Below are 22,932 nucleotides of genomic sequence, written 5' to 3' on the forward strand. Positions count from 1 at the left end.
AGCGCCCCGCGGCACGGGCTGCCCCGCGAGTGACCCGGTCGGCGAGGTTGACGCCGACCACCCCCGTACCCAAGATCTGACCCACCGGTAACTTTCGAGAGGGACGGACCCCAATGACGACGTACGACGCGGACGTGATCGTGATCGGGGCGGGCCTCGCCGGGCTCGCCGCGGTGGCGGAACTCGTGGACGCGGGCCGCAAGGTGATCCTCCTGGACCAGGAGCCGGAGCAGTCCATCGGCGGGCAGGCGCACTGGTCCTTCGGCGGCCTCTTCTTCGTCGACTCGCCCGAGCAGCGCCGCCTGCGGATCAAGGACAGCCACGCGCTCGCGCTGCAGGACTGGATGGGCACCGCCGGCTTCGACCGCGCCGAGGACCACTGGCCGCGCAAGTGGGCCGAGGCGTACGTCGACTTCGCCGCGGGCGAGAAGCGGTCCTGGCTGCACCAGCAGGGCGTCCGGTTCTTCCCCGTGGTCGGCTGGGCGGAGCGCGGCGGCTACGACGCCAACGGGCACGGGAACTCGGTGCCGCGCTTCCACATCACCTGGGGGACCGGCCCCGGCCTCGTCGCGCCCTTCGAGCGCCGGGTCAGGGAGGGGGTGGCGCGCGGTCTGGTCGAGCTGAAGTTCCGGCACCGGGTGACCGGCCTGTCCCGCAGCGCCGGTGCCGTCGACACCGTCACCGGCGAGATCCTCGAACCGTCGTCCATCGAGCGCGGCCAGGGCAGCACCCGTACGGTCACGGGCTCCTTCGAGCTCACGGCACAGGCGGTGATCGTCACCTCCGGCGGCATCGGCGGAAACCACGACCTCGTCCGCGCGAACTGGCCCGAGCGCCTCGGCACCCCGCCCGAGAAGATGCTCTCCGGCGTGCCCGCGCACGTCGACGGCCTGATGCTCGGGATCACGGAGAACGCGGGTGCGCACCTCATCAACCGCGACCGCATGTGGCACTACACCGAGGGCATCGAGAACTGGAACCCCATCTGGGACAAGCACGGCATACGCATCCTGCCGGGCCCGTCCTCGCTCTGGCTCGACGCGCGCGGCGAGCGTCTGCCCGTGCCGCTCTTCCCCGGCTTCGACACCCTCGGCACCCTCGACCACATCATGAAGACCGGGTACGGCTACACGTGGTTCGTGCTCAACCAGCGCATCATCGGCAAGGAGTTCACCCTCAGCGGCTCCGAGCAGAATCCCGACCTGACCGGGAAGTCCGTGCGCGGCGTCATCGACCGGGCCCGCGCCGACGTACCGGCGCCCGTCAAGGCCTTCATGGACAACGGCGCCGACTTCGTCATCGAGAAGGACCTCCCCGCCCTGGTGCGCGGCATGAACGCCCTCGCCGAGAAGTCGTCGGGTCCGCTGATCGACGAGGCCGCACTGCGCAGCACCCTCGTCGCCCGCGACCGCGAGATCGTCAACCCCTTCACCAAGGACCTCCAGGTGACCGCCATCCGCGGCACCCGCAAGTTCCTCGGCGACCGCCTCATCCGCACCGCGGCGCCGCACCGCATCCTCGACCCGAAGGCGGGTCCGCTGGTCGCGGTGCGCCTCCACATCCTCACCCGCAAGTCCCTCGGCGGTCTGGAGACCGACCTGTCCTCGCGCGTCCTGACCGAGGGCGGCGAGCCGCTGCCGGGCGTGTACGCGGCGGGGGAGGCGGCCGGGTTCGGCGGCGGGGGAGTGCACGGCTACCGCTCCCTCGAAGGGACCTTCCTCGGCGGCTGCCTCTTCTCGGGCCGCACGGCGGGCCGCGCCGCGGCCGCCGCGACCGGCTGAATCTCGCCTTGACAGCACCCCGGCCCCCTTCTTCACGGTTCGGGGTGCTGTCTCGTGTCACCGGTTCAACCGACCAGGTGGGAGCGGGAATTGGCGTATCGCGAGGGTGAACTCGGAGGATTGTGAAACGAGTTGGTGAAGGCCATCCCTTGGTATGCCCTTGACTCGGAGCGCCCGGTACCGCTTTGCTGTGCGTGATCACCTCAAGCAAGCCGCGTCGTAGAGGATTTCCTGCGGTGCCCCCACCCCCACCACCACTCGGGCGTGCCCGCAAGCGGGCCGCTCCCCCGTTCGACTCCGCGCTCGACGACAGCGACCTCGTCGCCGCCCGCGCGGCCCTCGCTCAGGGGCGCTGGACCGAGGTCAGGGAACTGATCTCGGCCACCGGCGACGACTGGGACCGCCGCGGCCACCGCATCGTCGTCCTCGCCGAGGAACCGACGACCACCGCATGGGTCAGGGACTGGCGGCTCGCCGAACCCGAATCCGCCGACGCGGCCGTCCTGCTCGCCCTCGCCGCCGTGCAGCGCGCCCGGATCGGCAAGACGCGCCCCGAGAAGGCCCGCGACGCCTGCCGCGACGCAGCGGCCCTCGTGCCCGCCGACCCCACGCCCTGGCTCGGACTCCTGCTCCTGGAACGGGACATGGGCCGCGAGGAGGACGTCGTCCGCCTCTTCGACGAGATCCGCCACCGCCACGCCGAGCACCACCACGCCCACCATCTGATGGTCGCCAGGCTCGCCGAACGCCGCCCCGACGCGGGCCAGGACCCCCTGCACGAGGTGTACGACTTCGCGTCCTGGGCCGCCGAACAGGCGGGCCCCGGCTCACCGCTCGCCGTCCTCCCCGTGGTAGCGCACGCCGAGCGCTACCGGGTCCTCGCCGCCGCCGGCAGCGAACCGCCCGACCCCAAGGCGTCCGGACACTGGACGGGCCGCCGCGCCCGCCTCGTGATGAAGACCGCCTTCGACTGGTGGCTCGAATGGGGCACTCCGGAGCGCCCCGCCCATCCGCGCGGCCGCGTCGACCTGAACTTCCTCGCCCACGCCAAGTCCTGCGAGGGCAGGCCCGCGGAGGCCGCAGCGCTGTTCCACCGCATCGGCCGGCACGCCACCGCCGCCCCCTGGTCGTACCCGGACCGCGATCCGCACGAAGCGTTCCGTGCCGCGCGCGGTGCCGCGCTCGGCACGGCCTAGGACGACGCCCCCAGAAAACCCCAGACACCCGCACCAGCAGCGCTCATCCACAGGGAAGGGACAACCCCGCCATGACGACGGGCAGTTCGAGCACGAGCGATACGGCACGACCCCCCGAGTCCGACGCGGGGATCAGCACCTTCAAGGGGCAGGACAGCGCCCTGCGCGCCGGCCGCCTCGGCACGGCGGGCCTGCTCCTGTCCGTGCTGGCCGCGACGGGCCCGCTCATGGTGGTCGCCGGCGTCATGCCCACCACGTTCGCCGTGATGGGCGTGGTCGGGCAGCCGCTCCTCTTCCTCATCCTGGGCGTTGTCCTCGCCCTGTTCAGCGTCGGCTACGCCGAGATGAGCCGGCACGTCCACAACGCCGGCGCCTTCTACGCGTACATATCCCGCGGCCTCGGCCCGACCGCCGGCGCGGGCGCCGCCCTGGTCGCGCTCGTCGCCTACAGCGTCCTCCAGGTCGGCATCTACGGGATGTTCGGCTTCGAGGTGTCCAACCTCTTCGCCACCTATCTCGACCTGAGCATCGCCTGGTGGATCCCGGCGCTGGTGGCCGTGCTCGCCGTCGGCGCGCTCGCCCTGCTGAAGATCGACGTGAACGCGCGCGTGCTCGGCGTACTCCTGCTCGTCGAGGTCGCGCTCGTCGTCGTCTTCGACATCGCGGCGATCGGCGACCCGGCCAGGGAAGGCCTGTCGCTGCACGCCTTCAACCCGGACACCCTCACCGGCGCGGGCGTCGGCACCGCCCTGTGCTTCTGCATCGCCGCCTTCACCGGCTTCGAGCAGGCGCCCGTGTACGCGGAGGAGACCAGCCGCCCGCACATCCTCGTGCCGCGCGTGATGTTCATGGCGGTCGGATTCGTCGCCGTCTTCTTCGCCATCAGCTCATGGGCACTCACCGTCGCCGCCGGGCCCTCCGTGATCATCCCGACCGCGCAGAAGCAGAGCGCGGGCCTGATGTTCTTCCTGACGGAGAGCAGGCTCGGGGGCACATTCACGGACATCGTCCATGTCCTGTTCGTCACCGGCATGTTCGCGGCCCTCCTCAGCTTCCACAACGTCGTCTCGCGCTACGCCTTCGCCATGGGCCGCGAGGGCCTGCTGCCCGCCGCCTTCGGCCGCACCAACAGCTCCAGCGGCGCGCCCGGCACCGGCTCCCTGCTCCAGACCGCCCTCTCCCTGATCGTCGTCGTGGCCTTCGCGGTCACCGACGACGGCAAGGCGGGCGACCCGACGGCGCCCGTGCTCAAGCTCTTCACCTGGGGCGGCAACGTCGGCGCGCTCGGCATCATCCTGCTGATGGCCGCCGCCTCGCTGGCCGTGATCGTCTTCTTCGCCAGGCGCGGCGCCGCGGGTGCTCAGATCTGGCGCCTCATCGCGTCGGGGATCGCCGGGATCGCGCTGCTCGTCATCGCCTTCTACACGGTCAAGGACTTCGACGTCCTCGTCGGCTCGGGCCCCGGCTCCTCCCTCAACTGGGTGCTGCCCGGCATCATCGCGCTGGCCGCCGTCATCGGGCTCGTCCACGGCGTCGTCCTGCGCGGCAGGAACCCCGAGGCGCACGCCGGGATCGGTCTCGGCAACGAGGCGTTCCAGCTGGAGAAGGCGGCCGGCGTGCCCGCCGAGAAGTGACAGAACGCTGACGAACACCCGTGGCCCCTGGCCCCCGGAGGCCACGGGTGCTCGAATCAGTGTGTGAACCCGGAAGAACCCGTACCGTCCGAGCGGGACGAGGAGCGCGGCGCGCCCGTCGGCCGCCGCCTCGTCCTCGGCATGCTCGGACTCGGCGCCCTCGGCGTCGCCGCCGCGCCCACCCTCCAGCGCGGCCTCGAATCCTTCCTCGGCGGCGCCGCGGACAAGGACCCCACCGGTCTGACGGACCTCCTGCCGAACGGCGGCGGCTTCCGCTACTACTCGGTCGCCTCCTCCGTCCCGCACAGATCGGCCGCCGACTACCGCCTCACCGTCGACGGCCTCGTCGACCGGCCCACCACCTACACGCTCCCCGCGCTGCGGGCGCTCCCGCAGACCCGGCTCGTGCGCGACGTCCAGTGCGTCACCGGATGGCGCGTGCCGCAAACACCCTTCGAGGGCGTACGCCTCTCCAGCATCCTCGACGCGGCCGGAGTCCGGCCCTCGGCCAAGGCGCTGCGGCTGACCTGCTTCGACGGCACGTACAGCGAGAGCCTCACCCTGCCGCAGGCCCGCCGCGCCGACGTGCTCGTCGCGCTGCGCATGCAGGACAAGCCCCTCGGCCACACCCACGGCGGGCCCGTCCGGCTCTACGTCGGCCCCATGTACTTCTACAAGTCGGCGAAATGGCTGTCCGGCATCACCGTCACCGACCGCGTCGAACCCGGCTACTGGGAGAACCGCGGCTACGACGTGGACGCGTGGGTCGGCCGCTCGAACGGACGCGACGATGAACCCACCCACTGAACTCCCGGCGCGCGTAAGGCGCTTCACCCGCTCCGAGACCTGGGTCCACTGGTCCATGGCGGCCCTCATGGGGCTGTGCATCCTGACGGCGGCCTGCCTGTACGTACCCCAGTTCGCGGAGCTCGTCGGCCGCCGCGAGCTCGTGGTCAGGCTCCACGAGTGGTCCGGTCTCCTGCTGCCCGCGCCCTACCTCGCCGGCCTCGCGTCCCGCGCCTTCCGCGCCGACCTGCGCCGCCTGAACTGCTTCGTCCCGCACGACCGCACCTGGCTGCGCTCCGCTCTGCGCCGCTCGGGCCCGAGGCCCGCGGGCAAGTTCAACGCGGGCCAGAAGCTGTACGCGGGCTGGCTCGCGGGAGCGGTCCTGGTGATGCTCGGCACCGGCCTGCTCATGTGGTTCACCCACCTCGCGCCGCTGACCTGGCGCACCGGCAGCACCTTCGTGCACGACTGGCTGTCCCTCGCCCTCGGCATCGTGGTCGCCGGGCACATCGCGAAGGCGTGGGCGGATCCCGAGGCACGGCTCGGGATGCGGACCGGGTTCGTGGGGAGGGAGTGGGCCGATCGCGAGCACGGCGAGTGGCTGCCGTGACGGCGCCGTACTAGGCGCCCGCGCCGAAGTCCAGGAGGACCTTGCACGCCCGTGCGCGGTCCGCGGCCAGCGCGAATGCCGACTCCGCGGCCGCCACCGGGACCACCGCGCTGATCAGCTCCGCGAGCCCCGGCCGCTCGGCGAGCAGGCGCAGCGCGTCGTCGAACTCCGTGTCGAAGCGGAACGCTCCGCGCAGCTCGATCTCCCGGCTGACCACGAGATTCCCCGCGAACGGGCTCTGCCCCGGCGGCAGCATCCCCAGCTGGACGACCGCACCGCCGCGCCGCACATGGCGCAGGCAGCTGTCGAGCCCGGCGGCCACGCCCGACGCCTCGACCGCCGCGTCGGCCTCGTCGGGCCAGCCCTTGTCGGCCGGGTCGTCGGCGCGTACGAGGGTGTCGGCGCCGGCGACCTGCGCGTAACGGAGGGCTTCGGGGAGGAGGTCGGTGGCGGTCACATGTGCCGCTCCGGCGGCCTTGGCCGCGGCGACGACGAGGCAGCCGATCGGGCCCGCGCCGGTCACCAGGACGTGCTTGCCCGCGACCGGGCCCGCCCGGCGCACCGCGTGCAGCGCCACCGCGAGGGGCTCGGCGAGGGCGGCCCGGTCGAGCGGAAGCCCGTCGGGCACGGCCCTCAACTGGCCGGCGGGGACGGCGATCCGCGCGGCGAAGCCGCCCTGGACGTGCGGGGTACGGGCCGCGCTGCCCAGGTAACGGGTGTCACGGCACACATTGCGCCGCCCGTCCAGGCACTCGGGGCACGTTCCGCAGGGGGTCGCCGGGTGCACGGCGACGGCCGTGCCGGGCGCGGGACCGGTGGCGCCGTCCCCGTACGACAGGACCGTGCCCACGACCTCGTGGCCGAGCAGCATGGGTTCCTGGAGCCGGAAGTCGCCGACGCCGCCGTGGCGCCAGTAGTGCAGGTCCGACCCGCACACCCCGCCGTAGCGGACGGCGACGAGCGCCTGGCCCGGGCCGGGTTCGGGGGAGGGGAGTTCGTCGACGCGCAGATCTCCCGCGCCGTGGATCACGCAGCCCAGCATCAGGTCTCCTCCAGCCATGAGGTCTTCTAGAGAACGCTCGTCATGCCGCCGTCGACGTAGAGGATCTGCCCGCTGACGAAGTCGGACGCGGGGGAGGCCAGGAACAGGGTGCCGCCGACGAGGTCGTCGGTGCGGCCCCAGCGGCCGGCCGGGGTCCTGCGGCGGACCCAGGCGCTGAACTCCTCGTCACGGACGAGCGGTTCGGTCAGCTCGGTCTCGATGTAGCCGGGGCCGAGCCCGTTGACCTGGACCCCGGAAGGGCCCCAGTCGGCGCACATGCCCTTGGTGAGCATCTTCAGGGCGCCCTTGGTGGCGGCGTAGGGCGCGATGCCGGGCCGCACGACCTCGCTCTGCAGCGAGCAGATGTTGATGATCTTTCCGTGACCGCGTTCCACCATGCCGCGGGCCGCCTCACGGCCCACCAGGAACGCACTCGTCAGATTGGTGTTCAGGACCCGGTGCCAGTCGGCGTCGGTGAACTCCAGGAGCGGGGCGCGCAGCTGCATGCCCGCGTTGTTGACGAGGATGTCGAGCGGACCCACCCGCTCCTCGACCCCGGCGACCCCGGCGACGACGGACGGTCCGTCCGTGACGTCGAACGCCGCGGTGTGGACCGGGCTGTTTCCTGTCTGCTCCGACAGCCGCTCGGCCGCGTCCGCGAGGGCGGACTCGTCACGTCCGTTGAGGACGACGGTCGCGCCGGCCTCCAGGAGGCCGCGGGCCAGGGCGAACCCGATCCCGCGGCTGGAACCGGTCACCAGGGCCGTGCGGCCGCTGATGTCGAAGAGGGGGTGGGTCATCGCTCAGTACTCCAGTCGCTCCGAAGGGAGCCAGATCACGAGGTGGCTAGATGACCAGGGACAGCAGCAGCACCAGGCCACCGGCGACGACCGAGATGATCGTCTCCATGACGGACCAGGTCTTGATGGTCTGCCCGACGTCCAGGCCGAAGTACTCCTTCACCAGCCAGAAGCCCGCGTCGTTCACGTGGCTGAAGAAGAGCGAGCCGGCGCCGATCGCGAGGACCAGCAGGGCCGTGTGCGCGGTCGACATGTCGGCCGCGAGCGGCGCCACGAGACCGGCCGCCGAGATGGTCGCGACGGTGGCGGAGCCCGTGGCGAGGCGTATGACGACCGCGATCAGCCAGGCGAGCAGCAGGGCCGGGATCGACCAGTCCTTGGAGATGTCGAGGACCATCTGGCCCACGCCCGAGTCGATGAGGGTCTGCTTGAAGCCGCCGCCCGCGCCGACGATGAGGAGGACGCCCGCGATCGGGGCGAGCGACTTCTCGACGGTGGAGGACAGCCGGTCCTTGGTGAACCCGGCCGCGCGGCCCAGCGTGAACATGCCGACGATCACGGCGGCGAGCAGGGCGATCAGCGGCGAACCGATGACGTCGAAGACGCGCTGCACGGTGTGTTCGGGCTTGTCCACGACGATGTCGACGAGCGCCTTGGCGAGCATCAGCACGACGGGGAGCAGGATCGTGGCGACGGCCGCGCGGAAGCTGGGACGCTTCTCCAGGTCGTCGCTGGCCCGGGCCGGGGTCATCTTGTCCGGGGCCTGGACGTCCACCCACCGGGCGGCGACCTTCGAGAACAGCGGACCCGCGATGATCACCGTCGGGATGGCGACGAGAACACCCAGGGCGAGCGTGACGCCGAGGTTGGCACCGACGGCGTCGATCGCGACGAGCGGGCCGGGGTGCGGCGGGATCAGGCCGTGCATGACCGACAGGCCGGCGAGGGCCGGGATGCCGATGCGCATCACCGAGTAGTTGCCGCGCTTGGCGACCATCAGGACGACCGGGATCAGCAGCACGATGCCGACCTCGAAGAACAGCGGCAGACCGATCACCGAGGCGATCAGGACCATCGCCCACGGCATGGCGCGCCCGCCCGCCTTGGCGAGGATCGTGTCGACGATCTGGTCGGCGCCGCCCGAGTCGGCGAGCAGCTTGCCCAGGATCGCGCCGAGCGCGATCAGCACACCCACACCGGCCACCGTGGAACCAAGGCCCGTGGTGAAGCTGACGATGGTCTTGTCGAGGGGGGCGCCCGCGAAGGCTCCCAGGGCCAGAGAACCGATGGTCAGCGCCAGGAAGGCGTGGACCCGGAACTTCGTGATGAGCAGAACGATGACAGCGATGCCCGCGAGGACGGCGATCCCCAGCTGGGCGTGGCCCGCCGAGGTGATCGGTTCGACGGCATCCGCTGCCAGCGTCTCGACGCTGAGACTGGTCACGGTTCTTCCTTGGTGTGGGTGGGGACTTCGGGAACTACTTCAGCGCCGGGCGCTGGGGGACAGGGACTGGCCTTAGAGGTCGTCGAGGGCCGCGACGGCCCGCTCCGTGATCTCCTCGGGGCTGCCCGACACATCGACGTCGACGCCCGCCTCGTCCGCCGCGAGCGGCTGGAGCGTGGCGAACTGCGAGTCCAGCAGGGCCGTGGGCATGAAGTGCCCCTGGCGGTGCGACATCCGGTCCTCGATCAGGGCGCGGTCGCCCGTGAGGTGGACGAACACGACTCCGGGGGCCTCGGCCCTGAGCCGGTCGCGATAGCTCCGCTTGAGGGCGGAGCTGCTGACGACGCCGCCGAGTCCCGCCCGTCCGTGCGCCCACTCGCCGATGGCGTCGAGCCATGGCCACCGGTCGTCGTCGGTCAGGGGGGTGCCGGCCGACATCTTGGCGATGTTCGCCGGCGGGTGGAAGTCGTCGCCCTCGGCGTACGGGACGCCAAGCTTGTCTGCGAGCAGGGGGCCGATCGTGGTCTTGCCGGTCCCTGCCACGCCCATGACTACGACGACGTGGGGGGTGCGTCGTGTCTTCATCGCGTCCTCGCTGTCTTCTTCGACATCGCTGTGTCACGTCACTGAAACCTAAATGGTCGGACAAATTCAAGAGGCTGTGACATAAAAGTCTGACTTTTTATTCCGTCGACCCGCCTCGTACGCTGACGTCATGACCACACAGGGCCGGGGGCTGCACGCCCACGTACTGGAGAACCTCGGCCCCGCCATCACCGCCGGGGAGTACCCACCGGGCAGCGTGCTGCGCACGGACGAGCTGGCCCAGCGGTACGAGGTGTCACGTTCGGTCATGCGGGAGGCCGTACGGGTGCTCGAGTCGATGCACCTCGTGGAGTCCCGGCGCCGGGTCGGCGTGACCGTCCGGCCCACGGAGGAGTGGAACGTCTACGACCCGCAGGTCATCCGCTGGCGGCTGGCCGGCGCGGACCGGCCGCGGCAGTTGCGCTCCCTCACGGTGCTGCGTTCCGCGGTCGAGCCGGTCGCGGCCGGACTCGCCGCGACGCACGCCACGCCCGAGCAGTGCGCGGCGCTCACCGAGTGCGCGCTCGGCATGGTCGCCACGTCACGCGGCCAGCAGCTGGAGGCGTACCTCGTCCACGACATCGAGTTCCACCGGGTCGTCCTGAACGCGTCGGGCAACGAGATGTTCGCCCGGCTCGGTGACGTGGTCGCGGAGGTCCTCGCGGGCCGCACGCACCACCAGGTGATGTTCGAGGACCCGGACCCGGCGGCCGTGTCCCTCCATGTGCACGTCGCCGAGGCCGTCCGCGAGGGGGACGCGGCCCGCGCGGAGGCGCTCACGCGCGAGATCGCGGTGGGCGCGCTCGAGGAACTGGACATCCTCGCGCCCTGAGCGCGCCAGCGCGCACTATTCGATGAAGTCGCCGTCGACGTACACCCATGCGCCGTCGAGCCGTATGAACCTGCTGCGCTCGTGCAGCGAGCCGGGCCGCCCGCCGTCGGTGTAGTGGGCCCGGAACGTCACGGTGCCGGTGGTGTGGAAGGCCGAACCCTCGGTCGTCCCCAGGATCTCCAGACCGGTCCACTTCATACCCGGCTCGAAGGTGACGGCCGGGGGCCGGGTGGCCGGGTGCCAGGTCCGCAGCAGATACGCGGCGTCCTTGACGGCGAAGGCGCAGTAGCGGGACCGCATCAGGGCCTCGGCGGTCGGCGCGTTCGCTCGTCCGGAGTGATACCGGCCGCAGCAGGCGTCGTACGCGGACGGGAGCCCGCAGGGGCAGGTGGGGGCGGGGCGTGACATGCGGACGATTCAACCAGCTCCGCCGCCGATCACCCGGCCCCCACCCCCGTCATCGCGTCACGGTCAGTGCCGCGCCCCGCGTGCGGTCCGACGAGGGTCCTGTCTCGATCGAGAACTCGCCGGGCTCCACGGCGAGGTCCAGGTCGCGGGTGACCGACGCGAGCACCTCGGCGTCGACGGCGAACACGGCCTCCGCGCTCCCGCCGGGCTCCAGGTCGAGCCGTACGAACCCGCGCAACTCCCGCACACGCGGCCACGACGTACCCCCCGACACCCGGCGCACGTACAGCTGCACCGTCTCGCGCACGGGCCGCGCCCCGGAGTTCGTGACCGTGACGGAGCACGTGGTGTCGGGTTCACCGGCCGTGACGGTGGCGTGCGCGAGGCGGGGCGCCGCGTACTCCACCGTCGAGTAGGAGAGGCCGTGGCCGAAGGCGTGCCGCGCGGTGGCGCTCTGGTCCACGTAGCCGCGGTAGCCGTGGTCCTTGGCGTTGTAGAACACCGGCAGCTGCGCGGCGGACCGCGGCACCGACACCGGGAGCCGGCCCGCCGGCGACGCGGTCCCGAACAGGACGTCGGCCACCGCCCGTCCGCCCCACGGCCCCGGATACCAGGCGCACAGCACGCCCTTCGCCTTCCCCGTGAGGTCGGGCAGCGCGTGCGGGCGGCCCTGGACGAGGACCACGACGACCGGGGTGCCCGTCGCTGCCACCGAGTCGAGCAGCGCCGACTGCCCGTCGGGCAGTCGCAGATCGGCCAGGTCGACGCCTTCGCCGCAGGTCATGCCGACCGGGTTCTCCGTGGCGACGACGGCCGCCCCGTTGGCCTCGAAGCGCGTGTCGGCCTCGCGGGCGCTCGACCCGCCGAGGACGAGCACGGCCACGTCCGCCGATGCGGCCAGAGCGACCGCCTCCGGCACGCCGGAGAGATCCCCGCCGACGAGCTCGCAGCCGCGCGCGTACGTCACTTCGGAGCCGGGAGCGGCCCCCGCCCGGATCCCGTCGAGCACGGTGACACCCGAGCCGGGCCGCTGCGGCGCGGTGTAGTCCCCGATCTGACCGGGAACGGAGTCCGCGCCGGGACCCACGACCGCGATGCGGTGCGGTGAAGGGCTGATCGGCAGCGTCACCCCGTCGTGCTCAAGGAGCACGATCGACTCCCGGGCCACGCGTTCGCTCAACTCCCGCACATCGGAACGCTGTTCAGGTTTTCCGACGTAGGGCCGCTCGAAGAGGCCGAGGCGGAACTTGAGCGCGAGGACGCGCTCCACCGCCGTATCCACGGTCTCCTCCGCCACGAGCCCCCGCTCGACGGCCTCCCCGAGTCGCGGGAAGCAGTCGTCCCACAGGCTCAGATCCGTGCCCGCCGCCAGGGCGAGCGCGCCCGCAGCCGCGGGATCGCCGGCCAGTCGCGTCAGGCGGTCGAGCGCGCCGCCGTCCGCCATCACGATGCCGTCGAATCCCCAGCGTTCCCGCAGGAGTTCGGTCAGGAGATGGCGGCTCGCGGCGCACGGCAGGCCGTCGAACTCGTTGTACGCCGCCATCACGCCCGCGGCGCCCTCGCGGACCCCCGCCCGCGCCGCCGCCAGGTGGATCTCGTGCAGCTCGCGGGCGCCCAACTCGGTGGCCGCGCTGTTGCGCCCGCCGATCGAGGAACCCTGGCCCGCGAAGTGCTTGAGCACCACCCCGACTCCGGACCGCCGCATGCCCCGTACGAGCGCCTCGGTGAACCGGGCCGCCAGATAAGGGTCCTCGCCGAAGCACTCCTCGGCCCGACCCCAGCGCGGGTCGCGGACGAGGTCGAGCGCGGACACCAGGGCCAGATGGCCACCCCTGGCCCGCAGTTCGGCCGCCGCCGCGGCCGCCGCCTCCTCGTAGAGGTCCGGGTCCCACGTCGAGCCGACGGCCAGGTTCACCGGCAGGACGGTGCCGTCGAGCGCCTGGTGGCCGTGCGGGACCTCCTCGACCAGGAGCACCGGGATGCCGAGGCGCGTCTGTTGGGCCATATGCCGCTGTACCGCGTCCGCGACGCCCGCCGCGTCCGCCGCCGTGATCCCGTCGGCGAACGTCACCCCGGACCACGGGTCCGCGCGCTGCAACCCGTACAGGGCGCCCATGCCGTCGTACGCGGCGACCTCGGAGCGGAACGCGTCCGTGAGCCGGTGGCCCGAGCCGGTGCGCTCGTACGCGTGCCAGCCGTACATCCTCTGGTTGAGCTGCCCGACCTTCTCGGTCAGGGTCATACGGGCGAGCAGGTCCCGCACGCGCTCGCGCACCGGGGCCGCGGGATCGCGGTACAGCGGCTCGTTCATCGCAGCTCCAGAACGCGCACGCCGTACGGGTCCAGGGTGACGTCCGTGACGGGCTCGCCCGTCCCCGCGTCGTGCAGGGCCCCGTCCGCCTCCGGACGCACCGCCACCTCCTGCCCGGACTGGCTCACCAGCCACACGAACCGCCGCCCGTCCTCATGGACCAGCACATCGGCCGACACGTACGGGCTCTCGACCGTCACGGACCGTGCCACACCGGCGACCTCGGCGAGCGCCGCGTACAGCCGGTGCGTCTGCTCCGGGTTGACGTGCGCCGTGCGGGCGGCCATGTGCTCCAGCGGATACGTCGCGAGGACGGTGCGGCCGAGGCCCGTGGTCCGCGAAAGCAGCGCGGGGCGGCCGTGCGCGTCGACGGCGACGACCTCCGCGTCGCGCGCCTCGACCGGCAGGTACGCCCGGCTGTCCTCGTTGCCCGCGACGGGGAAGCGCAGGGTCTCACCGGCCCTGATGCCCCCGAAGTCCTTCGTGAACGTCATCTCCAGGACGTCGTCCTCGATCGGCTCGGCCACCCCGTACGACAGCTGCATCTCGACCCCGAACAGCCCGTCCAGGTCGTCGAACCACGGCCCGCGCGTCCCGGGGTGCTCGCCCGAGCAGAAGGACAGATAGACCGTCGCTCCCTCGGCGGCCCGCCGCGCGAGCGCGCGCCGGGTGCGGGTCGTCAACTGCCGTGTCGCGGGCAGGAGATAGAGCGACGCGTCCTCGCTGATGCCGTCCGCCTCCCGGGTGAGGCCCACCGCCAGGTCGGCGGCGCGCGCCGCGACGTACCCCTGGTGGAGCGAGGTGAAGATGAGCGGGCGGTCGGCGGGGCGGCTGTAGGGGTAGCCGCGCTCCAGGAAGGCGGGCACCACCAGCGCGGCCCCGGCGTCCGAGCGGCGGCAGCGCGCGAAGTCGACCTGCTCCAACACCTCGGCGAACGCGGCGAGTTCGACGAGCGGGGCCTTCGGGGCGCCCGTGCTGTCCGTGATGCCGAAGTGCATCTCGAAGGGGTGGTGGTCGTAGGGGGACCGGTCCCACAGATCGTCGTAGTCCGTGTTGTTCCAGGCGACCCAGCCCGTCGCGCCGCCGAGCAGTGAGTTGTGCAGGGTCTGGCGGTAGTACACGCCCGCGTTCTCGGCGGAGACCGTGTCCGTCGACAGGCCGAACTCCTCCAGGACCACCGGCTGCCCCGTGACGGCCGCGAGCTCGCACTCGAACGCGGCCCGGTAGTGCTGGCGCGGCCGGTCCGTGTCGGAGCGGTAGACGTGCGGGCCCACGAAGTCGACGTACTCGGCGGTGTCCCGCAGCGAGAAACCGTTGTCGCGGCCCGTCACCTCGATGCCCCACGCCCCGTCCCCCAGGGAGACGGGCTGGGTGCCGCCGGCCGCGCGCACCGCGTTGCACATGGCCTGCGCCCACGCCGTGACGACGTCACTGGAGGGCGGGTCGACCTGGTAGATCCGCCCGTAGCCCGGCATCTCGTTGGTGATCAGCCAGCCCGTGACCGCCGGGTGGTCCTTGAAGCGGCGCGTCATCTGCGACACGAACCACGCCTGGCGGCCGACCATCCACACGTCCTCGTACAGGTCCCGGCCCCCGCGCCAGGCCGGATCCCAGTTCTCGCCGGACATATGGCCGACGATGAACGTCGGTACGGTGCCCATGCCCGCCTCGGTGTGCGCGTCGAGGAAGTCGCGGAAGCGCTCGCACAACTCCTCGTCGATCCGGTGCGGTTCGGGGTGGAAGCCGGGCCAGTAAAAGAACGAGCGGGTCATGTTCAGACCGTGCTCGCGCAGCACCGCCAGTTCCTCGCGCACCGTCTTCGGCTCGTAGTCGCGCCACATCAGGGGACCGCCGGTGCGGGCCCAGAAGTTGGCGCCGAGCCAGGGCAGGACGGCGGAGTCGTGGGTGAGGTGGGCGCTGTGGCGTCGCATGGTGGTACCTAGCTCCGTTGAAATGCGGGATCTAACAGGGGGTTGCGGGGCCGGTCGACTCGCGGACGACCAGGTGCGGGCGCCCTTCGAGCGGTGTCTCGGGGACGTCCTCGCCGCACCGGGCGAGCAGCACGCGCGCGGCGGCCGCGCCGACCCGCTGCACCTGCTGGTCGACGGTGGTCAGGCGCGGGTGCAGCCAGCGGCCGAGGGGGAGGTTGTCGTAGCCGACGACGGACAGGTCCCGGGGCACGGCGAGGCCGGCCCGCTGGGCGGTGCCGATGCCGCACACGGCCATCGAGTCGTTGGCGTACACGATCGCGGTCGGACGCTCGGCGCGCCCGATGAGCTCCTCGGTCGCGGCGACGGCGGCCGACTCCGAGAAGTCGGTGCTCAGGACGGCGGCGGGACGGAGTCCGGCGAGTTCGACCGTCTCCTCGAAAACCGTGCGGCGCAGCCGGGTGTGCTGGAGCTCGGCCGGCCCGGAGACGTACGCGATGCGCCGGTGGCCGAGCCCGAGCAGGTGTTCGACCGCCTCGTGGACGCCCGCCCCCTGGTTGCCGAGCCCGACGGTCGGCACGGACGCCTCCGGGTCGGGCGCGCCGAGCAGTACCGAAGGGAGGCCGATGCGGCGCAGCAGCGCCGGGCGCGGGTCGTCGGCCCGCGCGTCCGTCAGGACGGCACCGTCGACCCGGCCCTCCGAGGCGAGCCGCTCGTACAGCGCGCTCTCCTCGTCGACACCGGCGACGAGATGCAGGAGCAGACCGTAGCCGCGCGGCGCCAACTCGCCCTCTATACCGGTGATCAGCTCACTGAAGTGCGGGTCGGCCCCGAGCACGTCGGTGGGCCTGCGCACGACGAGCGCGAGCGTGCGGGTACGCGCGCTGCGCAGTGCCGAGGCGGACGCGCTCGGCGACCAGCCGAGCTCCGCCGCCGTGTCGAGAATCCGCCGCCGGGTCGGCTCGGCGAGCCGGCCCTTCTCGTTGAACGCCTGCGACACTGCGGCCGTCGACACCCCCGCCGCGGCCGCCACCGCCTTGATGGTCGGACGATCGGTCGGCCGTTTCGGTCGGGTCCCGCTCACATCTTCACCGCCCCACTGACGAGTGCCTGCTGCATCCGCTTCTGGAGCACCGTATAGACGATCCACACCGGTACGAGGGTGAGGACGGTTCCCGCGGTCAGGACCCCGTAGTCCGTCCCGGTGATGGACTTCAGCGTGGGCAGCGCCACCTGGACCGTGCGCTGCGCCGGGTCCGGGCCGATGATGACGAGCGAGTACAGGTACTCGTTCCAGAACGTCAGGAAGTTCAGGAGCAGTACCGTCGCGATGCCGGGCAGGCACATCGGCGTGTACACGTGCCGGAGCACCGCGAAGGTCGAGGCGCCGTCCATGCGGGCCGCCTCCTCCATCTCCCTGGGGACGGTTCGCATGAACTGGACCAGGATCACCACCGAGAGCGGCATCGCCGTGGCCGGCAGGAAAAGGATCATGAACGTGCGCGTGTGGAACAGGCCGGTGGCCGCGGCGAGCAGGAACGTCGGGAAGAGCGCCGCGAACGTCGGGATCAGGAACCCCAGCGAGAAGACACTCTCGACCAGGGAGGCGAGCCGGCCCGTGGAACGGGCCAGTGCGAACGCCGCGGGGATCGAGAGGGCCAGCGTCAGGACGAGCGAGAACACCGTCACCAGGGCCGAGTTGACGACCGCGAGCCCGAGGTCGGCGCTGTGGAAGGCGGTACCGAAGTTGCCGAGGCCGAACGACGACGGCAGCGCGAACGGACTGGCGAAGATCTCCTCGTTCGTCTTGAACGCCGAGGCGACGAAGTAGTACAGCGGCACGACGAGGAGCACCGCGTAGAGCCAGACGAGGATGTGGGCGGGCAGCCAGGACCTGCCGAGGCGGCTGTGATTGGCGGACTTCATGGCGACGGCTCCGATCAGTGGTTCCGGCGGAACGCGCGCCGGATGGCGAGCAGTCCGACGAGCCCGGTGAGGAAGAGGAAGACACCGACGGTCTGGCTGTAGCCGAGGTCGGCCGCGATGAACGCCTTCTGGTAGACGAGGAACGACAGCGTGGTCGACGAGCTGCCGGGGCCGCCCTGTGTCAGCAGCAGCACATGCTGGGCCGACCCGAAGAGCGTCCACAGGAACTGCAGCATCGTCACCACCCCCACGTAGTCGCGGATCACGGGGAAGTGGATGCGCCACATGGTCCGCCAGTGCCCGGCGCCGTCCAGCTGCGCCGCCTCGCCGATCTCCTCGGGCACGCTCCCGAGCCGAGCCGCGAACAGCACCGCCGTGAAGCCGATCCCGGCCCAGATGTCCAGCGCGATCAGGCAGGCGAGCGCGGTGGAGGGGGAGGCGAGCCACGCGTCGGCGAGCGAGCCGAGCCCGACCGCCTTCAGGCCGCCGTTGACCAGGCCGTCGGGGGACAGCGCCGCGTAGAACACCATCGCCTTGGCCGGCGTCGAGATCAGCCCGGGGATGAACAGCAGATACCGGATGACCTTGTGGCCGGGCGGCTTCTGCGCGACGTAGTAGCCGAGCATGTACGCGCACACGACCATCACCGGGACGGCGACGACGAGTTGGATCGCCGTGTTGCTCACCGCGTCCCAGAACACCGGGTCGTCGAGGACCGTGCGCACATTGTCGAAACCGGCGAACGAGACGGGCTGCAGCATGCCCGGCCAGCGCAGGGCGGCGACCACGAAGATGGCGACCAGCGGGCCGACCATGAAGACCAGGTACCAGACGAGGGCGGGCAGGGCGAGGATCGTGCCGCCCTGGCGGCGCGGCCGCCGGGCGGCGGCGGGGGAAGACGGGGTGGGGCGGCGGACCGCGGTCTCGCCCGCTGTCGACGTCATCGTCGTCATGAGCAACTCCCTTACGGGTGAGGAGAGAGGGGGCGTGCGGTCAGGCGCCGCGGTACGCGGCCTCGAGGACCGAGCGGACCTTGGCCGCGCTCGTGCCGCGCGTGAAGGAGGTACTCGTCGCCGTGATCAGCGGCTGCGTCGCGGCCGGCGGGACGAACAGGTCGGGCAGCAGCACCTGGCTCACGTCACCGCCGAGCCGCTGCGCCGCCGCCACCAGGGGGAAGTCCGAGCTGACCGTGTCGGACCGCAGCGCCATGTCGCGCCCGGCCTCCTTGATGAACCGCGAGACGGTGTCCGGGCGGTACATGAACCGCAGGAACTTCTCGACGGCGTCGATCTTCTTCGTGCCGTTCGGACTGATCCAGAAGCCGATCAGCGTGTACGTCCGCAGGATCGTCGGCTTGTCGTGCGCCGTCCCCGGCGCCAGCGGCCAGCCACCCACGTCGGTGTGCCGTGCCACCTCGGCAGGCACCTTCGCCAGGGCCGACGACATGGCGGACTGCATCGCCGCGGCCTGCGTGTTGAACTGCGTGGTCATCGAGTCCGACGTCAGGCCCTGGGCCTTGTCGGCGAACACCCCGGCGTCGCGCAGCTCCACGAAGTACTCGAGGCCCTGCCGTGCTCCCCGGCCGCCGAAGTCCCCGGTCACGTAGACGTGCCTGGCCTCGTCCTCGGTCAGGAACGTCTGGATGATCTGGGCGAGCAGCTTCTGGCCGGTCCAGTCGTTGCCGCCGACCGTGACGGGCGCGATGCCCTTCCTGCGCAGCTTGCCCGCCGCGGCGATCAGTTCGTCGCCGGTGGCCGGGACGCGGTCGACGCCCGCCTTGTCGAGGAGCGCCCGGTTGTAGGCGACCGGCCAGTTGGTGGCGAAGTAGGGGAAGGCCCTCACCCGGCCCTTGCCGTCGGTCCACGCGTTCAGGGCCACGGGCAGCACCCGCTTGCGCAGCCCCCAGTCGTCGAGGTAGCCCTTGACGTCCACGGTGGCGCCGACGTCGGTCCAGGCCAGCGTCTTGTCGTAGAGGTTCACCATGACGACGTCCGGCTCCTTGCGGGCCAGCCGCGAGGTCTCGTAGACCTGCGCGAGGTCGTCGCCGTTGACGAGGTTCCTGACCTTGAGACCGGGGTTCTCCATGCGGAACCGGTCCAGGGCGGAGAGGTAGGTGGGGGAGCCGGGGGCGGTGGTGCCGAGCTGACTGTGCACCACGAGGGTGCCGGGGTCGTCGTCGGTGGCGGCGAGGGCGGAGCAGCCGGACAGGGCGGAGGCGGCGGCGAGTCCGCCGCCGGCGGCGAGGAATCCGCGCCGACTCATCGTCGAGGGCACAGAGCGCACAGCGGTATGTCTCCAACCGGGGTTACGGGTAACGACGGAGTGGTTAATCGATATACCTGTGGGAGGTGCGAGCACCGTAAGGGGCGGGAGAAGAACGGTCAACCCCCCGTTGCGCATGCTGAAACGGGGCCGCCGCGGGCCCGTGCACACCTGGGGAAAGTGGGATCCTGTCAGGCCTGCTCAGCCCGGAACGCCGCCGGTGTCACACCCGTGTGCTGCTGGAAGTACTTCGAGAAGTTCGCCGAGTCCCCGATACCGACGGCCACGCCGATCCGGCCCACCGGCAGGTCCGTGTGGGCCAGCAGGCGCTTCGCCTCCAGGGTCACCCGGCGGTCGATGAACGCCTTCGGGGTCTGGCCGGTCGCCGCCCGCACCGCGCGGACGAGGGTGCGCCGGGAGTAGCCGAGCTCGTCGGCGTACGCGCTCACGCTGTGGTTCGTGGTGAAGCCCTGCTCGACCGCCGTGCGGAAGCGGCTGAACGTCGTGTCCGGCTGCGGCCTGCACTCGTCCGCCGCCGCCTGTGCCGACACATGTGCGACCCGCAGCATGAAGGCCGTGAGCGAGTGCCGCAGCACGGAGGTGTGCAGGCTGAGCGGCAGCGTCGCCGTGTCCAGGTACTCGCGCTGTAGCTGCTCCAACGAGGCATCCAGGGCGGCGAGTTGGGCCTCGTCGGGGTGAAGCAGGGGCGGCCGGTCGTAGCGGTACAGGCCCGTCGCCTCGACGATCGCGCGCGGCAGGAAGCCGGGCTGCATGGTGAGCGCGGTGCCGACGTAACGCTCGCTCGTCGAGAAGCCGTGCACCTGGCCGGGCCGGATCCACAGGATGTCGCCGGCCCCGACCTCATACTCCGTGAAGTCGATCATGTGGTGGACCGGGCCCTCGCGGAAGAGGAGCAGGACGTGGAAGTCGATCCGGTGCACACGGCGCGACAGGCCGACGCCGCCCGCCCAGGGGCCCTCCGTGCCCATCGGGCCGATCTGTATCCCGACCCCGGACACGCTGGCGCTCGGGTCGAAGGGATACGTACGGATGTGCTCCCCGTCTCCCATATGTGCGCTCGGATGGGCGCCACCCTGCTCCGTCATCCACTTTCCTTGGCTCAAACCGACTCGGCCACTGGTAGGTGTCCCATTTTCACCGAACGCTGGCACGGGGGCACCTGCCGCGCCAAAAGTATGACCTTTAGATTCGTAGGTGGTTCGACCAGGGCTTTAGCTCCGGTCGGGCGGTGCCTTTCGGTACCTCGGATGCACAACGGATGCGAAGGAAGTCGTACAGATGAGCACGCAGACACCGGACGCCCTCGGCCCCCTCGAGTGGACTGACCTCGACCGGCGTGCCGTCGACACCGCACGCCTGCTCGCGGCCGACGCCGTGCAGCAGGTCGGCAACGGACACCCGGGTACGGCGATGAGCCTGGCCCCCGCCGCGTACACACTCTTCCAGAAGGTCATGCGCCACGACCCGGCCGACCCCGAGTGGACCGGCCGCGACCGCTTCGTCCTCTCCCCGGGCCACACCAGCCTCACCCTCTACACCCAGCTCTTCCTCTCCGGCTACGAGCTGGAGCTGGACGACCTGAAGGCGTTCCGCACCCACGGCTCGAAGACCCCCGGCCACCCCGAGTACGGCCACACCGCCGGTGTCGAGACGACGACCGGACCCCTCGGCCAAGGCGTCGCCAACGCCGTCGGCATGGCGATGGCCGCCCGCTACGAGCGCGGCCTCTTCGACCCCGAGGCCCCCGAGGGCGAGTCCCCCTTCGACCACACCATCTGGGCGATCGTCTCCGACGGCGACCTGGAGGAGGGCATCTCCGCCGAGGCCTCCTCCCTCGCCGGCCACCAGCAGCTCGGCAACCTCGTCTTCGTCTACGACGACAACCACATCTCCATCGAGGGCGACACCGCCACCGCGTTCTCCGAGGACGTCCTGAAGCGGTACGAGGCCTACGGCTGGCACGTCCAGCGCGTCGAGCCCAAGGCCGACGGCGACACCGACGTGCAGGCCCTGTACGAGGCCCTGGCCGCGGCGAAGGCCGAGACCGGCCGCCCGTCCATCATCGCGATGCGCACGATCATCGCCTGGCCCGCCCCGAACGCGCAGAACACCGAGGCGTCCCACGGCTCCGCCCTCGGCGCCGAGGAGATCGCCGCCACCAAGCGCGTCCTCGGCTTCGACCCGGAGCAGACCTTCGAGGTCGCCGACGACGTCATCGCCCACACCCGCGGGGCCCTCGACCGCGGCGCCGACGCGCACGCCGAGTGGGACAAGCGGCTCGGCGAGTGGCGCACGGCCGAGCCCGAGCGCTCCGCCCTCCTCGACCGCGTGGTCGCCGGCCGCCTCCCCGAGGGCTGGGAGTCGCACCTGCCGACCTTCGAGACCGGCAAGAGTGTCGCGACGCGCGCCGCGTCCGGCAAGGTCCTCCAGGCGCTCGGCCCGGTCATCCCCGAGCTGTGGGGCGGCTCCGCCGACCTGGCGGGCTCGAACAACACGACCATCGACAAGGCCAGTTCGTTCCTGCCCAAGGGCAACCCGCTGCCGGAGGCCGACCCGTACGGCCGCACGATCCACTTCGGCATCCGCGAGCACTCGATGGCCGCCGAGATGAACGGCATCGCGCTGCACGGCAACACCCGCATCTACGGCGGCACCTTCCTCGTCTTCTCCGACTACATGCGCAACGCCGTCCGCCTCTCCGCGCTGATGCAGCTCCCCGTCACGTACGTGTGGACCCACGACTCCATCGGCCTGGGCGAGGACGGCCCCACGCACCAGCCCGTCGAGCACCTCGCCTCCCTGCGCGCCATCCCGGGCCTGAACATCGTCCGCCCGGCCGACGCCAACGAGACCGCCGTCGCCTGGCGCGAGATCCTGCGCCGCGGCACGACCACGCCCGCCCCGCACGGCCTCGCGCTGACCCGCCAGGGCGTGCCCACGTACGAGCTCGACGAGCGGGCGGCGAAGGGCGGTTACGTGCTGCGCGAGGCCTCCACCGAGACGCCCGACCTCATCCTGATCGCGACCGGCTCCGAGGTGCACCTCGCCGTGGCCGCCCGCGAGCAGCTGGAGGCCGAGGGGGTCGGCACGCGCGTCGTGTCGATGCCGTCCGTCGAGTGGTTCGAGGAGCAGTCGCAGGACTACAAGGACAGTGTCCTGCCGTCGTCCGTGAAGGCGCGCGTCGCCGTCGAGGCCGGCATCGGACTGACCTGGTACCGCTACGTCGGCGACGCCGGACGCATCGTCTCCCTCGAGCACTTCGGCGCCTCCGCCGACGCCGCGACGCTCTTCGCCGAGTACGGCTTCACCGCCGACAACATCGCCGCCCAGGCGCGCGAGTCCCTCACCGCCGCCCGCGCCTGACCC

The 22,932-nt window shown here is 71.6% G+C and carries 19 protein-coding genes; 7 read left to right on the forward strand and 12 right to left on the reverse strand.

The annotated features are described in order from the left end of the window. Window positions 1–113 precede the first annotated feature (113 nt). From OG456_RS29200 to OG456_RS29220, 5 genes are all read left to right on the forward strand, one after another. Window positions 114–1,781 (forward strand): FAD-binding dehydrogenase, encoded by a 1,668-nt coding sequence (locus tag OG456_RS29200; RefSeq protein WP_266566109.1) that lies wholly within the window; start codon window positions 114–116, stop codon window positions 1,779–1,781. Between the two features lie 236 nt (window positions 1,782–2,017). Next, the gene (locus OG456_RS29205; RefSeq protein ID WP_266566111.1) at window positions 2,018–2,977 is read left to right on the forward strand and encodes a hypothetical protein; all 960 of its coding nucleotides are present in this window, start codon (window positions 2,018–2,020) and stop codon (window positions 2,975–2,977) included. A gap of 71 nt (window positions 2,978–3,048) precedes the next feature. After that, on the forward strand, window positions 3,049–4,611 hold the full coding sequence (locus OG456_RS29210; RefSeq protein WP_266566113.1) for an APC family permease: 1,563 nt from the start codon (window positions 3,049–3,051) through the stop codon (window positions 4,609–4,611). 141 nt (window positions 4,612–4,752) lie between these two features. Further along, on the forward strand, window positions 4,753–5,418 hold the full coding sequence (locus tag OG456_RS29215) for a molybdopterin-dependent oxidoreductase (protein WP_266569477.1): 666 nt from the start codon (window positions 4,753–4,755) through the stop codon (window positions 5,416–5,418). Next, a complete protein-coding gene (locus tag OG456_RS29220; RefSeq protein WP_266566115.1) occupies window positions 5,402–6,007 on the forward strand; it encodes a cytochrome b/b6 domain-containing protein in 606 nt (201 codons plus the stop codon). Before OG456_RS29215 ends, OG456_RS29220 begins: the two co-directional genes overlap by 17 nt. A 10-nt stretch (window positions 6,008–6,017) precedes the next feature. On the opposite strand, the gene OG456_RS29225 is transcribed toward OG456_RS29220, so the two are convergent. The 4 genes from OG456_RS29225 to OG456_RS29240 form a co-directional block, all read right to left on the reverse strand. Next, on the reverse strand, window positions 6,018–7,049 hold the full coding sequence (locus tag OG456_RS29225; protein WP_266569478.1) for an L-idonate 5-dehydrogenase: 1,032 nt from the start codon (window positions 7,047–7,049) through the stop codon (window positions 6,018–6,020). Window positions 7,050–7,075: 26 nt separating this feature from the next. Beyond that, window positions 7,076–7,849: an SDR family oxidoreductase gene (locus OG456_RS29230; RefSeq protein WP_266566117.1), complete on the reverse strand. Its 774-nt coding sequence runs from the start codon at window positions 7,847–7,849 to the stop codon at window positions 7,076–7,078. A gap of 46 nt (window positions 7,850–7,895) precedes the next feature. After that, the gene (locus tag OG456_RS29235) at window positions 7,896–9,293 is read right to left on the reverse strand and encodes a gluconate:H+ symporter (protein WP_266566119.1); all 1,398 of its coding nucleotides are present in this window, start codon (window positions 9,291–9,293) and stop codon (window positions 7,896–7,898) included. A gap of 72 nt (window positions 9,294–9,365) precedes the next feature. Next, window positions 9,366–9,878 carry a gluconokinase gene (locus tag OG456_RS29240; RefSeq protein WP_266566121.1) on the reverse strand — a complete coding sequence of 171 codons (513 nt, stop codon included), beginning with the start codon at window positions 9,876–9,878 and terminating at the stop codon, window positions 9,366–9,368. A 130-nt stretch (window positions 9,879–10,008) separates the two neighbouring features. Between OG456_RS29240 and OG456_RS29245 the strand changes: the two genes are divergently transcribed. Next, window positions 10,009–10,710, forward strand: coding sequence for a FadR/GntR family transcriptional regulator (locus tag OG456_RS29245; RefSeq protein WP_266566123.1), 702 nt, complete (start codon window positions 10,009–10,011; stop codon window positions 10,708–10,710). Between the two features lie 15 nt (window positions 10,711–10,725). On the opposite strand, the gene OG456_RS29250 is transcribed toward OG456_RS29245, so the two are convergent. The 8 genes from OG456_RS29250 to OG456_RS29285 all read right to left on the reverse strand — a co-directional run bounded on the left by OG456_RS29250 (window position 10,726) and on the right by OG456_RS29285 (window position 20,651). After that, entirely contained in the window at window positions 10,726–11,118 is a 393-nt protein-coding gene (locus OG456_RS29250) for a YchJ family protein (protein ID WP_266566125.1), read from the reverse strand. Window positions 11,119–11,167: 49 nt separating this feature from the next. Next, window positions 11,168–13,429, reverse strand: coding sequence for a glycoside hydrolase family 3 N-terminal domain-containing protein (locus OG456_RS29255; protein WP_266566127.1), 2,262 nt, complete (start codon window positions 13,427–13,429; stop codon window positions 11,168–11,170). Continuing rightward, window positions 13,426–15,360 (reverse strand): cellulase family glycosylhydrolase, encoded by a 1,935-nt coding sequence (locus tag OG456_RS29260; RefSeq protein WP_266566129.1) that lies wholly within the window; start codon window positions 15,358–15,360, stop codon window positions 13,426–13,428. Before OG456_RS29260 ends, OG456_RS29255 begins: the two co-directional genes overlap by 4 nt. A 31-nt stretch (window positions 15,361–15,391) precedes the next feature. Then, window positions 15,392–16,390, reverse strand: coding sequence for a LacI family DNA-binding transcriptional regulator (locus tag OG456_RS29265; protein WP_266566131.1), 999 nt, complete (start codon window positions 16,388–16,390; stop codon window positions 15,392–15,394). Between the two features lie 47 nt (window positions 16,391–16,437). Beyond that, window positions 16,438–17,283, reverse strand: coding sequence for a carbohydrate ABC transporter permease (locus OG456_RS29270; RefSeq protein ID WP_266566133.1), 846 nt, complete (start codon window positions 17,281–17,283; stop codon window positions 16,438–16,440). A gap of 14 nt (window positions 17,284–17,297) precedes the next feature. Next, the gene (locus OG456_RS29275) at window positions 17,298–18,236 is read right to left on the reverse strand and encodes a carbohydrate ABC transporter permease (RefSeq protein ID WP_266566135.1); all 939 of its coding nucleotides are present in this window, start codon (window positions 18,234–18,236) and stop codon (window positions 17,298–17,300) included. Window positions 18,237–18,276: 40 nt separating this feature from the next. Next, entirely contained in the window at window positions 18,277–19,557 is a 1,281-nt protein-coding gene (locus OG456_RS29280) for an ABC transporter substrate-binding protein (RefSeq protein ID WP_266569479.1), read from the reverse strand. 179 nt (window positions 19,558–19,736) lie between these two features. Beyond that, on the reverse strand, window positions 19,737–20,651 hold the full coding sequence (locus OG456_RS29285; protein WP_266566137.1) for an AraC family transcriptional regulator: 915 nt from the start codon (window positions 20,649–20,651) through the stop codon (window positions 19,737–19,739). Window positions 20,652–20,844: 193 nt separating this feature from the next. Between OG456_RS29285 and tkt the strand changes: the two genes are divergently transcribed. Then, complete coding sequence (gene tkt, locus OG456_RS29290) at window positions 20,845–22,929, forward strand: transketolase (protein WP_266566139.1); 2,085 nt, start codon at window positions 20,845–20,847, stop codon at window positions 22,927–22,929. Window positions 22,930–22,932 lie beyond the last annotated feature (3 nt).

Origin of the sequence: Streptomyces sp. NBC_01446 (genome assembly GCF_026340095.1) — a bacterium.
Taxonomy (GTDB): Bacteria; Actinomycetota; Actinomycetes; order Streptomycetales; family Streptomycetaceae; genus Streptomyces; species Streptomyces aureus.

Coding starts and splice junctions, on each gene's coding strand:
- OG456_RS29200 (WP_266566109.1), top strand. CDS start 114: ATGACGACGTACGACGCGGACGTGATCGTGATCGGGGCGGGCCTCGCC.
- OG456_RS29210 (WP_266566113.1), top strand. CDS start 3,049: ATGACGACGGGCAGTTCGAGCACGAGCGATACGGCACGACCCCCCGAG.
- OG456_RS29215 (WP_266569477.1), top strand. CDS start 4,753: ATGCTCGGACTCGGCGCCCTCGGCGTCGCCGCCGCGCCCACCCTCCAG.
- OG456_RS29220 (WP_266566115.1), top strand. CDS start 5,402: ATGAACCCACCCACTGAACTCCCGGCGCGCGTAAGGCGCTTCACCCGC.
- OG456_RS29225 (WP_266569478.1), bottom strand. CDS start 7,049: ATGCTGGGCTGCGTGATCCACGGCGCGGGAGATCTGCGCGTCGACGAA.
- OG456_RS29230 (WP_266566117.1), bottom strand. CDS start 7,849: ATGACCCACCCCCTCTTCGACATCAGCGGCCGCACGGCCCTGGTGACC.
- OG456_RS29240 (WP_266566121.1), bottom strand. CDS start 9,878: ATGAAGACACGACGCACCCCCCACGTCGTCGTAGTCATGGGCGTGGCA.
- OG456_RS29245 (WP_266566123.1), top strand. CDS start 10,009: ATGACCACACAGGGCCGGGGGCTGCACGCCCACGTACTGGAGAACCTC.
- OG456_RS29250 (WP_266566125.1), bottom strand. CDS start 11,118: ATGTCACGCCCCGCCCCCACCTGCCCCTGCGGGCTCCCGTCCGCGTAC.
- OG456_RS29255 (WP_266566127.1), bottom strand. CDS start 13,429: ATGAACGAGCCGCTGTACCGCGATCCCGCGGCCCCGGTGCGCGAGCGC.
- OG456_RS29260 (WP_266566129.1), bottom strand. CDS start 15,360: ATGCGACGCCACAGCGCCCACCTCACCCACGACTCCGCCGTCCTGCCC.
- OG456_RS29270 (WP_266566133.1), bottom strand. CDS start 17,283: ATGAAGTCCGCCAATCACAGCCGCCTCGGCAGGTCCTGGCTGCCCGCC.
- OG456_RS29275 (WP_266566135.1), bottom strand. CDS start 18,236: ATGACGACGATGACGTCGACAGCGGGCGAGACCGCGGTCCGCCGCCCC.
- OG456_RS29285 (WP_266566137.1), bottom strand. CDS start 20,651: ATGACGGAGCAGGGTGGCGCCCATCCGAGCGCACATATGGGAGACGGG.
- tkt (WP_266566139.1), top strand. CDS start 20,845: ATGAGCACGCAGACACCGGACGCCCTCGGCCCCCTCGAGTGGACTGAC.